Genomic DNA, 13,851 nt, shown 5'->3' on the forward strand with positions numbered 1-13,851 from the left:
GCGCGCTCGGCGGCTGACTAAGTGGGGCGGGCGTGCGTGACGCCTGACTGACATGGACCGGATATGAACGAAAAGAGTCTGCAATTCAAATCCCTGACGGTGCTGCTGGTGCTGGTCACGGTGGCCTTTATCTGGATTCTGCTGCCGTTTTACGGCGCGGTGTTCTGGGCTGTCATCCTCGGCATTCTGTTTGCGCCGGTACAGCGCAGGTTGCAGCAGAAGTTCGGCTGGCAACGCAACGTGACGTCGCTGTGCACCTTGAGCCTGTGCCTGGTGATCGCGATTCTGCCGGTGATCATCGTCAGCATCCTGCTGGTGCAGGAAGGCGCGACGGTCTACAAGAACATTGAAAGCGGCGAGCTGGACATCGCTGCGTATCTGGCGCAGTTCAAGCACAGCCTGCCGCCGTACTTTCAGCACTTGCTCGACCGCTTCGGCATGGGCGAACTCGACAGCTTGCGCGAGAAGATCGTCAAAGCGGCGATGCAGGGCAGCCAGGCACTGGCGACTCAGGCGTTCAGCTTCGGCCAGGGCACATTCGAATTCGTGGTGAGCTTTTTCATCATGCTGTATCTGCTGTTTTTCTTTCTGCGTGACGGCCCCGAGCTGGCGCGCAAAATGCGCACTGCCGTGCCGCTGGAGGAAAACCACAAGCGCCGCCTGCAACTGAAGTTCAACCGCGTGGTGCGCGCGACGGTCAAAGGCAACGTGGTGGTGGCCGTGACCCAAGGCGCGCTGGGCGGGTTGATTTTCTGGTTTCTCGATATTCCCAGCGCGCTGCTTTGGGCGGTGCTGATGGCGTTTCTGTCGCTGTTGCCAGCGGTGGGCGCGGGGATTGTCTGGGCGCCGGTGGCGGTGTACTTCCTGCTCAGCGGCATGATCTGGCAGGGCGTGGTGCTGGGCTTGTTCGGCGTATTCGTGATCGGCCTGGTCGACAACGTGCTGCGCCCGATCCTGGTCGGCAAAGACACCAAAATGCCCGATTACCTGATCCTGGTCTCGACCCTCGGCGGCCTCGCGGTCTTCGGCCTCAACGGCTTTGTGATCGGGCCGCTGATTGCCGCACTGTTCCTGTCGAGCTGGGCGCTGTTCGTCGAGACCAAGCCGAAGGTGCAACTGCCTTAAGCGTGAAACGTGCTGCTGGCGACCTGTTGCGACAAGGCCTGTGCTGCTGGCAAGGAGGTGAGCGGGCCGCTGATCGGCTCGCCATCGCGCACCAGATACCAGCAAGCAAGCAGACCGGATGCACGCAGCGAAGCGGGAACTGCGCTGCCGATCACCGACATGATTTGAACCTGTGCCATGGGAAACCTCCATCAAACTGATGGGGCTACCTTAGGGGTTTGCCGGCACCACGGACAATCAACGCTTTCGATAGTGGTCATTGATGCCAGTGAGGTCTGGCGTCATTCCACCACTTGATCGAGCATGTGCATGACTTCGCGCTCATTGAGCAGGCCCTTGTGCACGAGGTTTTCGGCGAGCAGGGACAGCAGCTTGGCGCAGCGATGGCCTTCCAGATGCTTGAGCTCGGTAAGTGCGTTGTACACCTTGCTCGAGGTGCACAGACCGACGATGCGGTGCGGGTTTTGTGTGGGCATACAGTCGTCCTTGTTGTTATCGATCTGTTGTTTACGGACGGATTCAGATTGCGGTTCCGTCATGACAAAGCGGTGACCGTTTGATGAAAAAAGCCCGACGGTCGATTCCATCATGCCGACTTTAGCTGCTCGAACTGTCCTCACAGCGACCTTGGCGCGATTTTTTCAGACGTTGGCCGACCAACGGTCATAAAAAAGCCCCGCTCGAAAGCAGGGCTCTGTGTTGCGCTTACCAGCGTGGACCGCCGTAGTAGCCATGCGGGCCGCCGTAGTAGCCGTGGGGCCGACCGTAATAACCACGAGGCGGGCCGTAATAGACGGGGGCCGGCTGCACGTAGACCGGTTGTTGTACATACACCGGCGCCGGCTGGTAATAGACCGGTGGCGGCGGTTGCTGCACGTAGACCGGCTGCGGCTGCACATAAACCGGTTGTTGTTGCACATACACCGGCCGATCCTGATTGATCAGTGCCGAGCCGATGATGGCCGAGCCGACGATCGCGCCAAACACTGCAGGGCCCTGCCAGCCATGGCCACCACCCGCTTCAGCCTGGCTGGTGACGGCAAGTGCGCCAATCAACACAGCCATGATGGGAAGTTTACGAATCATGATAAGTCCTCGGTTCTTCGACCCGGCGCCGCAGCCTGAATCAGGCCCACAGTTGTTGCGGGGATACAGCTAAGACAGCAAATTTGCGAAATTCAGCACAGCCGCTGGGTAAATTTTGTGTAAGGTCTGTAGCGGCTTCTTTACCCGGCTGCGCGGCGCCACAAACAAGCCTCAATGATGATTCAGAACCCGGTGGGCAGGCCAATCCCGTCCATCCGAAAGTGCGTTTGAAGGAGAAGTTTCATGCAGATGAACCCGAACAAAGACACCCAACTGTGCATGTCCCTGTCGGGGCGCCCGGGGAATTTCGGTCTGCGTTTTCACAACCATTTGTATGAACAGCTGGGCCTGAATTTCTACTACAAGGCGTTCAGCAGCCAGGACCTGACCGGCGCGGTCGGCGGCATCCGGGCGCTGGGCATTCGCGGCTGCGGCGTGTCGATGCCGTTCAAGGAAGCCTGCATTGCGCTGGTCGATGAGCTGGATGCGTCGGCGGCAGCGATCCAGTCGATCAACACCATCGTCAACACTGGTGGCCACCTCAAGGCCTACAACACCGACTACATCGCCGTCGCGCAATTGCTGGAAAGTCACGCGGTGCCGAAGGATTCCACCTTTGCCCTGCGCGGCAGCGGCGGCATGGCCAAAGCGGTGGCCAGCGCCCTGCGCGATGGTGGGTACAAGAACGGTTTGATTGTCGCCCGTAACGAACGCGCCGGCCGCGCCCTGGCGGATTCGCTGGGTTATCGCTGGCAGGCCGAGCTGGGTGACGAGCGCCCGCAGATGCTGATCAATGTCACCCCGGTAGGCATGGACGGCGGGCCGGAGGCGGGGCAACTGGCGTTTGAGCCTGAAGTGATCAAAACGGCTGAGACTGTATTCGACGTGGTGGCGATCCCTTCGGAAACGCCGCTGATCGTTCGGGCGCGGGCCGAGGGCAAGCGGGTGATCACCGGGCTTGAGGTGATTGCGATTCAGGCGCTGGAGCAGTTTGTCCTGTACACCGGAGTGCGGCCGAATGAGGCGCAGTTTGCGGCGGCGGTGGATTTTGCGCGTAGCTGATTGATCTTTTAGTGGCTGGGCTGGCCTCTTCGCGAGCAGGCTCGCTCCCACAGGTTGAGCGTGTTCCTCCAGTTGGGATGCGATTGAATGTGGGAGCGAGCCTGCTCGCGAAGGCGGCGGGTCATTCGAGGTCGTGGTGACTGACACTACGCTTTCGCGAGCAGGCTCGCTCCCAAAAAGGTTCTGTTGTGATTATTCGAGGCGGGCCAGGCGTTCTTCCAGTGCGGCGATCCGCGCTTCCAGTTCTTCGATACGCTCCAGGGACACGCCACTACTCGATCGCTCCCCAGGATTCTGCCGCGCCGCCAGGATCGCTTCGATATCCGCCGGATCGCCCAAGGCATGGGTATAACGATCCTCGCGCTGCCCGGCCTGACGCGGAATCAATACCGCCAGTCCGCGTGCAATCAGGCGTTCGAGCTGATGCACGACCTGCTCGGCGTCTTCGAACTCGTGCATGCGCCCGCTGCGGGTCAGCAGTTCGTTGACGGTCTGCGGACCGCGCAGAAACATCAGACCCGTCAGAATCACCTGCGCCGGCACCAGTTCCAGCGCCTTGTCGACCTTGTGCTCCCAGCGGTCGGCACGGCTGCCCATTACCAGCCGGGTAAAACCACGCCCCTCCAGAGCGCGCAGGCTCTGCCCGACCTGGCCCTGATTGAGGTTCATCACCGGTTCACGACTGGTTTTCTGATTGCAGGCCAGCACCAGTGCGTTGAGAGTCAGCGGATAGGTTTCCGGGCTGGTGGCCTGTTTTTCGATCAGCGCACCGAGAATGCGGATTTCCGTGGCATTGAGCCGTGGCTGGTCGGAGGTGGATTCTTGTTCGTTGCTCATCGCGCGTTCCCTCAGCAGTCGAAGCCGCCTAGCCTAATCCTTGCCAAACAAAAGGCAAGCCGTGTGCTCATCAAGCATGGCTATAATCGCCACCACGTATTACCCAGCCATCACATGAGATTGCCATGACCATTTCACTGTACGCCGCATCCGTCCCGGTTTTTCAACAAATGCTCAACGCCCTGAGCGATGTGCTGAAAAAGGCCGAAGCCCACGCCAGCGCGAAAAACATCGACCAGAGCGTCTTCCTGCAAGCGCGTCTGTACCCGGACATGTTCCCGCTGGTGCGTCAGGTGCAGATCGCCGTGGATTTCGCCAAAGGCGTGTCGGCGCGTCTGGCTGAAGTCGAACTGCCGAAGTACGACGACACTGAAACCACCTTCGCCGAACTGCAAACGCTGATCACCAAGGTCCTGGCCTTCATCGGCGAGATCAAGCCAGAGCAGATCGATGGCAAGGAAGGCATCGAAATCGTCACCCGTCCGGGCACGCCGAAAGAGAAGCGCTTCAGTGGTCAGGCGTATCTGCTGACTTACGGCTTGCCGCAGTTCTTCTTTCACGTCACCACCACCTATGCGTTGCTGCGTCATAACGGCGTGGAAGTGGGCAAGCGCGATTACATGGGCGCGTTCTAAACACCTGGACACGAAAAAGCCCGCCAAGGTTCGCGCCTTGGCGGGCTTTTGTTTTCCTGTGGGAGCGAGCCTGCTCGCGAATGCGGCGTATCAGGCGATATTAATGCTGAATGTCTCGCCCCTTTCGCGAGCAGGCTCGCTCCCACAAGGTAAGGCGGTTACGCCGTACGCTGAGCCTTCTCTTCTTCGCCCAGGCAAGCCGCCGCTGTAAACAGCACGTCAGTCGACGAGTTCAGCGCGGTCTCCGCCGAATCCTGCAGTACGCCAATAATGAAGCCAACCGCCACGACCTGCATGGCGATCTCGCTCGGGATGCCGAACAGGCTGCACGCCAGCGGAATCAGCAGCAGCGACCCACCGGCCACACCCGAAGCACCACAGGCGCAAATGGCTGCGACGACGCTGAGCAGGATCGCGGTCGGAATGTCCACAGCGATGCCCAAGGTGTGCACCGCCGCCAGGGTCAGCACGGTAATGGTGATCGCCGCACCGGCCATGTTGATGGTCGCACCCAGCGGGATCGATACCGAGTAGGTGTCTTCGTGCAGGCCCAGGCGCTTGCTCAATTCCAGGTTGACCGGAATGTTCGCCGCCGAGCTGCGGGTGAAGAACGCGGTGATGCCGCTTTCGCGCAGGCACATCAGGGTCAACGGGTACGGATTGCGGCGCAGCTTCCAGAACACGATCAGCGGGTTCATCACCAGCGCGACGAACAGCATGCAGCCCAGCAGCACCGCCAGCAGGTGCGCGTAGCCGAGCAGCGCGCCAAAACCGGAGGTGGCCAATGTCGACGCGACCAGGCCGAAGATGCCCAGCGGCGCGAAGCGAATGACCACGCGGACGATCACGGTGACGCCGTTGGACAAGTCACCGAGCACTTCGCGAGTGGTGTCGCCAGCGTGGCGGATGGCAATGCCCATGCCGATCGCCCAGGCCAGAATGCCGATGAAGTTGGCATTCATCAGCGCGCTGACCGGGTTGTCGACGACGCTCAGCAACAGGCTTTGCAGCACTTCGCCGATGCCGCCGGGTGCTGTCACGGCAACGTTTTCGGTCGATAACACCAGATTCGACGGGAACGCCATGCTGGCGACCACGGCCACCACCGCAGCGCTGAATGTGCCCAGCAGGTACAGGAACAGGATCGGCCGGATGTGGGTTTCCTGACCGTGCTTGTGGTTGGCGATCGAGGCCATCACCAGCACGAACACCAGAATCGGCGCCACGGCTTTCAACGCCGAGACAAACACCTTGCCGATGAATGCGGTGGACTTCGCCAGCTCCGGTGCAATCAGGGCCAGGGCAATACCGGCGATCAGACCAATGACGATCTGGGTCACCAGACTCAGGCGTTTCAGGCGTTGCAGTAACGAAGGGGATGAAGCGGTCATAGCGGCATCTCTGTTTTTTATAGGGTGCGAAGCGCCGTGGGCAGTCACGAAACGCCTGTCGAAGTGACATCAACGCCGCCAAACGGCACGTTGAACAGCTGTACGATTTTCAGGGCGCGGACTTTATCACAGCGTAGGCGTGAACCTTCAGGCCTGTGACGATCTGCCACCGGATCGGCCCGGCAGATCGGCAGTTTTGGGCAACTCAGTGCGGACGCAGTCTGTTAAGCTTCGCCATCCTCATTTTCAAGTTCTGCCAGCGGGCCTTCGGGTCATCGCTGGTGTCGTCGTTTTGCTGGAGTTGCGCATGCTGTTGCCTATTCTTCTGTTGTCCGCCGCCGGATTCACGGTGCTGACCACGGAATTTGTCATTGTCGGCCTGTTGCCGGCGATCGCCCGAGACCTCGAAGTCAGCATCCCGCAAGCCGGGCTGCTGGTGACCTTGTTTGCCTTTACCGTGGCGCTGTTCGGCCCGTTTCTGACCGCGTATTTCGCCCGATTCGAACGGCGCAAACTGTTCATCAGCATCCTGATCATGTTCGGTCTGGCCAACACCGTGGCAGCGTTGGCGCCGAACATCTGGGTGATGGCCATCGCGCGCTTGATTCCAGCGTTGGGCTTGCCGGTGTTTTGGGCCTTGGCCAGTGAGACAGCGGTGGACATCGTCGGCCCGGATTTCGCCGGCCGCGCCATCGCCAAGATCGGCTTCGGGATTGTCTGCGCCACGGTGTTCGGCATTCCGGTCGGTACGTTGATTTCCGATGCGTTCGGCTGGCGCAGCGCGTTTGGCATTCTGGCGTTGATCGCATTTGCCAAAGCCTTGCTGCTGTTTGTCTACCTGCCGAAAACCAGTCTGCATCAGCATCAGGTCAGCTTCCGTTCGCAGTTCAAGATCCTGCGCAGCCCGCTGATGCTCGGCCATATCTTGTTGTCGATTCTGGTGTTCAGCGGCATGTTCACCGCTTATACCTACCTTGCGGACATCCTCGAACGACTTGCCGGTTTCAACGGCACCGTGGTCGGTTGGTGCCTGATGGCGTTTGGCGCAGTCGGGCTGATCGGCAACTCGCTCGGTGGGCGAGCGGTGGATCGGCATCCGCTGGGGGCGTCGGTGTTGTTCTGTGCGTTCATGATCGCCGGCATGGTTTCGCTGGTGCCGAACATTCATTCGCCAGTGGGTCTGGCGGTGGCGATGGGCATCTGGGGCGTAACCCAGGCCGCATTGTTCCTGGTCAGCCATGTGCGCCTGATGAAAGCCGCACCGGAAGCGCCGGCCTTCGCCGCGTCGCTGAACATCGCCGGGGCCAATCTCGGCATTGGTCTGGGCGCGATGGTTGGCGGCCGGGTGATCGACACTGCCGGGCTGGGCTTTCTCGGCTTTGCCGCTGCCGGCTTCATTTTGCTTTCGGTGTTCCTCGCCATGGTGCTGATGACGCTGAAGCCGCGTGAAGTCTGCGCTTCATAACCCGGTAAACAGCTCGCGTCGGGCACCCTCGGTAATCGCTACGATGCCAGGGTGCTTGACCTTGCGTTCCACCGAGATGGCATAGAACGACTCGCTCACGGCGTCGGTCTGGCCGATCAACTTGACGCCGTACTGGCGCTTCACTTCCTCGGCAATCACGCTCGGACCGATAAAGATCCCGCTGCCGGATTGGCCGAAGGCCTGCATCAAAGCACTGTCATCGAATTCGCCGACAATCTGCGGCTGGATCTGCTGTTCGGCGAACCAGCGCTGCAAACGGCTGCGCACCACGGTTTCCGCGCCGGGAATCAGCAGCGGCGCGCCGTGCAGGCTGCGCGGGAAGTCCTGGCCATACTGTGCGGCTAGTTCGGCGGTGGCGAAAAAACTGATGCCGCATTCACCGAGCTTCTGGCTGTAGCCTTTGATGTCCAGATGCGAAGGCATCGGGCTGTCGGAAATCACCAGATCCAGACGCTGAATGGCCAGATCGGCGAGCAGGCGTTCGAGTTTGTCTTCGCGGCAGGTGATGCGTAGCGGCTCGCTCAATTCCATGGTCGGCGCGATCAGGCGATAAACAATCGATTTGGGCACCACGTCGGCCACCCCGACGCGAAAGAGGATCTGCTGCTCGTTGGGCTGCGCTCGCAGCATCAGCTCCAGCTCGCCGCCCAACTGAAACATCTGCTCAGCGTAGGGCAGGGCCTGGCGCCCGGCTTCGGTGAGCTCCAGCTGCCGGCCGACGCGGCGAAACAACTCCACGCCATAGGTTTGTTCAAGAAGTGAAATCTGTCCGCTGATGGTCTGTGGCGTCAGGTTCAGTTGCTCGCAGGCGCGGACGATGCTGCCGGTTTTGGCCACAACCCAGAAGTAGTGCAGTTGTCGGTAATTGAGCATAGTGATGGCCGCTTCGTGAAAACCGAAGTATAGCCGCTAAAAATACGAATTTTCCTGAAGTGTCCATCTCCCTAGAATGCCCAGCCATCGACGGCCGCTGTGTGCGCCTGTCTGTTCATTCGAAGGAAACGTTATGAAATACACATTTCCCGCAGTGATGTTTGCGTCTTTACTGGTTCTGGCCGGTTGTGATCAGGCGGAAAAAAGCGCCCAGCAACTGATGGGCGCGGCGGCTGAAACTGCCAAGCAAGCGATTGAAGACACCCATAAAGCCGCTGAGCAAGCGCTCAGTGACGCCACCGGTGGTTTGATCGAGAAAAAAGAAACCCCGGAAAAACAAGCGGAAGAATCCGAATCTTCCTCCAAGACCATCTAAATCGTCTTACACAGAGTCAGGACTGACCCATGGAATATCTGTTAGAACTCGCCGCCAGCCCCACCGCTTGGGTTGCTTTGGCCACACTGGTGGTAATGGAAATCGTGCTTGGCATCGATAACCTGATCTTTATTTCGATCCTGACCAACAAGCTGCCCGAACAGCATCGGCAGAAGGCGCGCCGCATCGGTATCGGCATGGCCCTGATTCTGCGTCTGGCACTGCTGAGCACCATCGCGTTCATCGTGCAGTTGACCGAGCCTGTGATCGAAATTCTTGGCCAGGCGTTCTCCTGGAAGGACATGATCCTGATTGCCGGTGGCCTGTTCCTGGTGTGGAAAGCCACGACCGAGATCCATCACAGCATGGACCCGTCGCCGGAAGACCCTAAGACCGCGACTTCCACCGTAACCCTGGGTTTTGCCGCGGCTATCGGTCAGATCCTGATGCTCGACATGGTGTTCTCGATCGACAGCATCATTACCGCTGTCGGCATGACCGAACACTTGCCGATCATGATCATCGCGGTGGTGGTGTCGGTGCTGGTGATGCTGCTCGCGGCTGACCCGCTGGCCAAGTTCATCAACGATAACCCGACGGTGGTCATGCTGGCGCTGGGCTTCCTGATCATGATCGGCATGACGCTGATCGCCGAAGGCTTCGGCGCCCACGTACCGAAAGGTTATGTGTACGCGGCCATGGCGTTCTCGGCGGGCATTGAGGTGTTGAACATGATGTCGCGCCGGGCGAAGCAGAAGAAGGTTGCTCAGCAGGCGTAATTGCTGAGAACACAAAAAACCGCCTGGGCTGGTTGAGCTCAGGCGGTTTTTTTATTCACCTTTTGCTGAGTTATCGAAAGCGCGGTGCTGCTGAGCGCTCTCATGAGGGAAGGACCTTGTTGGTCTTCAATGCGCAGCAACGTGCCGCACTGGGTGCTTCTCTGTCTTCTCAACCGGCGTCGTCTGCACCGGATGATGGCGTCGCGAAATCCGCAGCACGCCCCACAACATGGCAGTCGCCACGGCCAGCCAGCCGGCTATCAACATCACGATGGTCATGGTCAGGCTCATTGGTGCCTCCTCTTCGCCCTGCATCGGGCGCCCGCTTTTCGCAATTCGCTCTATTTCAGTGACAGTCTAGTCAATGGGGTGTTTCAAGCTATTGACCAAAGGTCGTTAGTCACCAATCAGTTTGCTCTATGCAATCGCAGAGTCTGCGGTTTAAGGCTATACCGCAGGCGGGTGCGGCTCTATGATCGCTGGCGTTGCCGGAACACGATGACCGGCGTCTGGAAGAGAGTGATTGATGGTGCAGGTATTTTCTCGAGTGCGCGGAGCGTTGCTTGCCGGCGCATGCGCGGTGGTGCTGAGCGGATGTGCAGGCAATGTAGCGCCTGAAGTCAAACGCTTGCCGGAGCGGGTTGAGCTCAGCGGCACCTTCTATCGTGGCGAAGCCAACCAGAGTGGGCCACAGGTGCTGGCCAGTCTGCTGTCGCAACAAGGCATCGTCATCACCCCGGGCCTTCTGGAAAAACCGCTGCACTTGCCGGGGGCTGAGGACAAGCTGCAGCAGAACATGCAGAACCTCGCGCGGGAATACGGTCTGGTGGTTTATCCGCTCGACAGCAAGCTGCCAGCCTTGCTGACCCAGGTCGCGGCGGGCTACCCGGTCATGGTGCGTTTCAGCGAAGGTTCGGCATTCTGGGCCGAGCCGCGTTACGCGATCCTGTCCGGTTACGATCGCAATAAGCAGAAGGTGCTGCTGCGCGCCGGCATGAATCGTCGGCAGTTGATGAGTTTCGACAGCTTTGAATCAGCGTTGGAAAAGGCCGGTGGCTGGGCGATCCTGATTCAGAAACCGGCGCAGATCCCGGCAGCCGTCGACCGCTCCCGTTGGCTGAAAGCCGCCGATGAACTGGCGCAGGCCGGTGAAGAAAACGCTGCGGCGCAGGCGCGAAAGGCTCTGGCGGCGCAATAAACCTCCGTTCGTCATCTGCCGGGCACGACTGCGCCCGGCCAGCCTCTGAAGATTAATGCCCGTGCTTCGCGGGTGAATCAAGGAGGCAACATGGCAGATTCCCCAAACCCTAAAGGCCCGCACTCGTCCGAACATTCCTCGGGTGATGATCTGGGATTCGATCCGGATTCGCCGGACCTTGACGATCCGCAAGTCGATCCTGTCGGTCCGGCAAAGGCACCGCTGGATGTCGAGCCCGGGGAAGATCCGAAGAGACCGGCCAAGCCCTATGATCCGTTAGCCGATCTGAAACCTTGATGTGAGGTGCGTATGAGTACCGATTCAAGCTTCGATGACCACAAACCTGACAGCGTGCCGACCACGCCGGAGCCTGAGGTTGATCCGGTGCTGGACCCGGACAGCCCGATGCGTGACCCGATGGCCCGGCCCAATGTGCTGACGCCGGAGGTTTCGCCAGAGCCGAGCTCGGGCGATGGCATCCCCGATGACGACAAGATGCCGCTGCCCAACGACTGATGCGCAGACGAAAAAAAAGCCCCGAAGATTCGGGGCTTTTTCATGAACGCTGGATTTACTTGGCCGCCTCGACTACGCCGCTCTGACGGCTCTTGAGGTTTTTGTCGGCTTTGTACTGCTGTGCCACCGCTGGAACACTGGCGCTGCGCCCGGTTTCCACCCAGCTGCGGATACGGCTGGCATCGGCAAAATGCGTGTATTTGCCAAACGCATCGAGAATCACCAGGGCAACCGGACGGTTGCCCATCTTCGTCACCAGCACCAGGCAATGGCCGGCCGGGTTGGTGAAGCCGGTCTTGGTGATCTTGATGTCCCAATCGGCCTTGTTGACCAAGTGGTCGGTATTGCGGAAGCCCAGGGTGTAGTTGGGCTTGCGGAACGCCACGGTCTTTTCCTTGGTGGTGGTCAGTTGCACCAGAAGCGGTTGCTTGTGCGCAGCCACCAGCAGTTTGCTCAGGTCGCGGGCGGTGGAAACGTTGCGCTCCGACAAGCCGGTCGGCTCGACAAAGTGCGTGCTGGTCATGCCCAGCGCCTTGGCCTTGGCGTTCATTGCCGCGATAAAAGCAGCGTAGCCGCCCGGATAGTGATGGGCGAGGCTGGCGGCAGCGCGGTTTTCCGAGGACATCAAAGCGATCAACAGCATCTCGCGGCGCGGCAGCTCACTCTTGAGTTTGACCCGGGAGAACACGCCCTTCATTTCCGGGGTGTTCCTGATGTCGACATCGATCCATTCGTCCATGTTCTGTCGAGCTTCTACCACGACCAGGCCCGTCATCAGCTTGCTGACGGAAGCGATCGGCACGATCACGTCAGGGTTGCTGGAATAGATGACTTTGTTGGTCTGCATATCCATGAGCAGGGCGCTGCCGGACGCGATCTTCAAAGTCGAAGCGTCGCGTGGGACAGCGGTGGTTTCCGCAGCGTTGATCGTTGGCGTGATGAATGTGCCTGTAACAGCAAACAACAGGCTCAGAATCGAGAGACGAATTTTCACGCGGGCGAACTCTAAAAGGTTGGATATACCGTTAGTTTGTAACGGGTTATTTCTTAAAACCGGCGCATTTTAGGAGTATGGCTGAAGAACTGTCGATGGTTGTTTGTAAGACCTGAAAATCTCGTGAAAAGGCCTGTAAAAAGAGCGGTTTCCGGCGAACGGTTGAAGTTTTTTCTCAGGCACGAAAAACCCCGCACGAGGCGGGGTTCTGGTGCAGCGGAAAAATTCGATCAGACGTGCAGGGTTTCTGCCGCGTAGAGGGTATTTTCCAGCAGGCAGGCGCGGGTCATCGGGCCAACGCCGCCTGGTACCGGCGTAATCCAGCCGGCGCGGGGCAGGGCGGTTTCGTAGACGACGTCACCGACCAGTTTGCCGTCGTCCTGACGGTTGATGCCGACGTCGATCACGATCGCGCCTTCCTTGATCCACTCGCCTTTGACCAGGCCCGGCTTGCCGGCGGCAACGACCACCAGATCAGCACGGCCGACGTGGCCCGCCAGATCCTTGGTGAAGCGGTGAGTGACAGTGACGGTGCAGCCGGCCAGCAACAATTCCATGGCCATCGGGCGACCGACGATATTGGAGGCGCCCACGACTACCGCGTCCATCCCGTAAAGATCAGCGCCAGTGCTTTCCAGCAAGGTCATGATGCCTTTCGGGGTGCAGGGGCGCAGCAGCGGGATGCGCTGGGCCAGGCGGCCGACGTTGTACGGATGGAAACCATCGACGTCTTTGTCCGGGCGAATGCGTTCCAGCAGCTTGGACGCGTCGAGGTGTTCGGGCAGAGGCAACTGCAGGAGCACGCCGTCGATGGCCGGATCGTCGTTGAGGCGATCGATCAGGTCGGTCAGGGCGTCCTGAGTGGTGTCGGAGGGCAGGTCGTAGGCTTGAGAGAGGAAGCCAACCTCTTCACAGTCTTTACGCTTGTGCGAGACATAAACCTGAGAGGCAGGATCGCTGCCGACCAGGATCACCGCGAGGCCGGGGGTGCGCAGGCCTTGCTGGCGACGCTCGGCAACTCGTTGGGCGATCTGCTGGCGCAGGCTGGCGGCGATCGATTTGCCGTCGATTAGTTGTGCAGTCATTGCGCGTGATTAACCATCGAGAGGGGAAAAAATGAGAACGCATTCTCGCATGTCGAGCGGTGAGGGCAAAGGCGCTTGGTCAGCAAATTCCTCTAACTCCTTTAATTAAATGAATTTTTTTCAAAAAGGATTTGACGACCTTTGGAGCCCTCTATACTATTCGTCGCACTTGTCGGGCACAGCCTAGCACTGGTTAAGAAGGTGGAGCGGAATCAAGGTTCTGCGACGCTGGAAAGCACTTAGTTTGTAGTCCTTTAAGAGTACAGATTAACAAGGCGCCCGTAGCTCAGCTGGATAGAGCATCCGCCTTCTAAGCGGATGGTCGCAGGTTCGAGTCCTGCCGGGTGCGCCATTAGGCAGCTTTGGCACAAGTAACGCGATATGGTGGGCGTAGCTCAGTTGGTAGAG

Annotated in this window: 18 protein-coding genes and 2 tRNA genes (1 of these 20 cut by a window edge); 11 read left to right on the forward strand and 9 right to left on the reverse strand. The window is 59.4% G+C overall.

What is annotated here, in order from left to right; all coding sequences use genetic code 11:
• Positions 1-63 precede the first annotated feature (63 nt).
• Positions 64-1,125, forward strand: coding sequence for an AI-2E family transporter (locus AC0IXA_RS04080; protein ID WP_071172957.1), 1,062 nt, complete (start codon positions 64-66; stop codon positions 1,123-1,125).
• Here AC0IXA_RS04080 and AC0IXA_RS04085 read toward each other — a convergent pair.
• The 3 genes from AC0IXA_RS04085 to AC0IXA_RS04095 form a co-directional block, all read right to left on the reverse strand.
• Positions 1,122-1,304 carry a hypothetical protein gene (locus AC0IXA_RS04085; RefSeq protein ID WP_041477171.1) on the reverse strand — a complete coding sequence of 61 codons (183 nt, stop codon included), beginning with the start codon at positions 1,302-1,304 and terminating at the stop codon, positions 1,122-1,124. The two genes, AC0IXA_RS04080 and AC0IXA_RS04085, sit on opposite strands and share 4 nt — an antisense overlap.
• Before the next feature lie 102 nt (positions 1,305-1,406).
• Positions 1,407-1,601 carry a hypothetical protein gene (locus AC0IXA_RS04090; RefSeq protein WP_471811862.1) on the reverse strand — a complete coding sequence of 65 codons (195 nt, stop codon included), beginning with the start codon at positions 1,599-1,601 and terminating at the stop codon, positions 1,407-1,409.
• A 229-nt stretch (positions 1,602-1,830) separates the two neighbouring features.
• Positions 1,831-2,211 carry a hypothetical protein gene (locus AC0IXA_RS04095; protein ID WP_471811864.1) on the reverse strand — a complete coding sequence of 127 codons (381 nt, stop codon included), beginning with the start codon at positions 2,209-2,211 and terminating at the stop codon, positions 1,831-1,833.
• A 243-nt stretch (positions 2,212-2,454) separates the two neighbouring features.
• Between AC0IXA_RS04095 and AC0IXA_RS04100 the strand changes: the two genes are divergently transcribed.
• Positions 2,455-3,273 (forward strand): shikimate 5-dehydrogenase, encoded by an 819-nt coding sequence (locus tag AC0IXA_RS04100; RefSeq protein WP_471811866.1) that lies wholly within the window; start codon positions 2,455-2,457, stop codon positions 3,271-3,273.
• Between the two features lie 192 nt (positions 3,274-3,465).
• On the opposite strand, the gene AC0IXA_RS04105 is transcribed toward AC0IXA_RS04100, so the two are convergent.
• Positions 3,466-4,110 carry a YceH family protein gene (locus AC0IXA_RS04105; protein ID WP_471811868.1) on the reverse strand — a complete coding sequence of 215 codons (645 nt, stop codon included), beginning with the start codon at positions 4,108-4,110 and terminating at the stop codon, positions 3,466-3,468.
• A gap of 125 nt (positions 4,111-4,235) precedes the next feature.
• Here AC0IXA_RS04105 and AC0IXA_RS04110 point away from each other — a divergent pair, with 125 nt between their 5' ends.
• Positions 4,236-4,745, forward strand: a complete 510-nt coding sequence (locus tag AC0IXA_RS04110) for a DUF1993 domain-containing protein (RefSeq protein ID WP_125918103.1) — start codon at positions 4,236-4,238, stop codon at positions 4,743-4,745.
• Positions 4,746-4,903: 158 nt separating this feature from the next.
• Here the strand turns inward: AC0IXA_RS04110 and sstT are convergent, their stop codons facing one another.
• On the reverse strand, positions 4,904-6,136 hold the full coding sequence (gene sstT, locus AC0IXA_RS04115) for a serine/threonine transporter SstT (RefSeq protein ID WP_110600731.1): 1,233 nt from the start codon (positions 6,134-6,136) through the stop codon (positions 4,904-4,906).
• Between the two features lie 307 nt (positions 6,137-6,443).
• Here sstT and AC0IXA_RS04120 point away from each other — a divergent pair, with 307 nt between their 5' ends.
• Positions 6,444-7,601 (forward strand): MFS transporter, encoded by a 1,158-nt coding sequence (locus AC0IXA_RS04120; RefSeq protein WP_122612098.1) that lies wholly within the window; start codon positions 6,444-6,446, stop codon positions 7,599-7,601.
• Here the strand turns inward: AC0IXA_RS04120 and nhaR are convergent.
• On the reverse strand, positions 7,596-8,495 hold the full coding sequence (gene nhaR, locus AC0IXA_RS04125; protein ID WP_471811871.1) for a transcriptional activator NhaR: 900 nt from the start codon (positions 8,493-8,495) through the stop codon (positions 7,596-7,598). The two genes, AC0IXA_RS04120 and nhaR, sit on opposite strands and share 6 nt — an antisense overlap.
• 133 nt (positions 8,496-8,628) lie before the next feature.
• On the opposite strand from nhaR, the gene AC0IXA_RS04130 reads away from it, so the two are divergent.
• On the forward strand, positions 8,629-8,871 hold the full coding sequence (locus AC0IXA_RS04130; protein ID WP_471811873.1) for a hypothetical protein: 243 nt from the start codon (positions 8,629-8,631) through the stop codon (positions 8,869-8,871).
• Between the two features lie 29 nt (positions 8,872-8,900).
• The gene (locus AC0IXA_RS04135; RefSeq protein WP_071172950.1) at positions 8,901-9,650 is read left to right on the forward strand and encodes a TerC family protein; all 750 of its coding nucleotides are present in this window, start codon (positions 8,901-8,903) and stop codon (positions 9,648-9,650) included.
• A 126-nt stretch (positions 9,651-9,776) separates the two neighbouring features.
• Here the strand turns inward: AC0IXA_RS04135 and AC0IXA_RS04140 are convergent, their stop codons facing one another.
• A complete protein-coding gene (locus AC0IXA_RS04140) occupies positions 9,777-9,941 on the reverse strand; it encodes a hypothetical protein (protein WP_341637118.1) in 165 nt (54 codons plus the stop codon).
• Between the two features lie 235 nt (positions 9,942-10,176).
• Here AC0IXA_RS04140 and AC0IXA_RS04145 point away from each other — a divergent pair, with 235 nt between their 5' ends.
• The 3 genes from AC0IXA_RS04145 to AC0IXA_RS04155 all read left to right on the forward strand — a co-directional run bounded on the left by AC0IXA_RS04145 (position 10,177) and on the right by AC0IXA_RS04155 (position 11,364).
• Positions 10,177-10,848, forward strand: a complete 672-nt coding sequence (locus tag AC0IXA_RS04145; protein WP_471811875.1) for a peptidase C39 family protein — start codon at positions 10,177-10,179, stop codon at positions 10,846-10,848.
• A gap of 90 nt (positions 10,849-10,938) precedes the next feature.
• Entirely contained in the window at positions 10,939-11,145 is a 207-nt protein-coding gene (locus AC0IXA_RS04150) for a DUF6021 family protein (RefSeq protein WP_471811877.1), read from the forward strand.
• A 12-nt stretch (positions 11,146-11,157) separates the two neighbouring features.
• On the forward strand, positions 11,158-11,364 hold the full coding sequence (locus tag AC0IXA_RS04155) for a hypothetical protein (protein WP_071172948.1): 207 nt from the start codon (positions 11,158-11,160) through the stop codon (positions 11,362-11,364).
• A 55-nt stretch (positions 11,365-11,419) separates the two neighbouring features.
• On the opposite strand, the gene pbpG is transcribed toward AC0IXA_RS04155, so the two are convergent.
• Positions 11,420-12,358 carry a D-alanyl-D-alanine endopeptidase gene (gene pbpG, locus AC0IXA_RS04160; protein ID WP_016775339.1) on the reverse strand — a complete coding sequence of 313 codons (939 nt, stop codon included), beginning with the start codon at positions 12,356-12,358 and terminating at the stop codon, positions 11,420-11,422.
• 230 nt (positions 12,359-12,588) lie between these two features.
• Complete coding sequence (gene folD, locus AC0IXA_RS04165; protein ID WP_016775338.1) at positions 12,589-13,443, reverse strand: bifunctional methylenetetrahydrofolate dehydrogenase/methenyltetrahydrofolate cyclohydrolase FolD; 855 nt, start codon at positions 13,441-13,443, stop codon at positions 12,589-12,591.
• Between the two features lie 275 nt (positions 13,444-13,718).
• Between folD and AC0IXA_RS04170 the strand changes: the two genes are divergently transcribed.
• Positions 13,719-13,795 (forward strand) — tRNA-Arg (locus tag AC0IXA_RS04170).
• Positions 13,796-13,827: 32 nt separating this feature from the next.
• A tRNA-His gene (locus AC0IXA_RS04175) sits at positions 13,828-13,851 on the forward strand; it runs 152 nt beyond the window's last position.

The sequence above is a fragment of the Pseudomonas sp. AC083 genome (assembly GCF_979253165.1).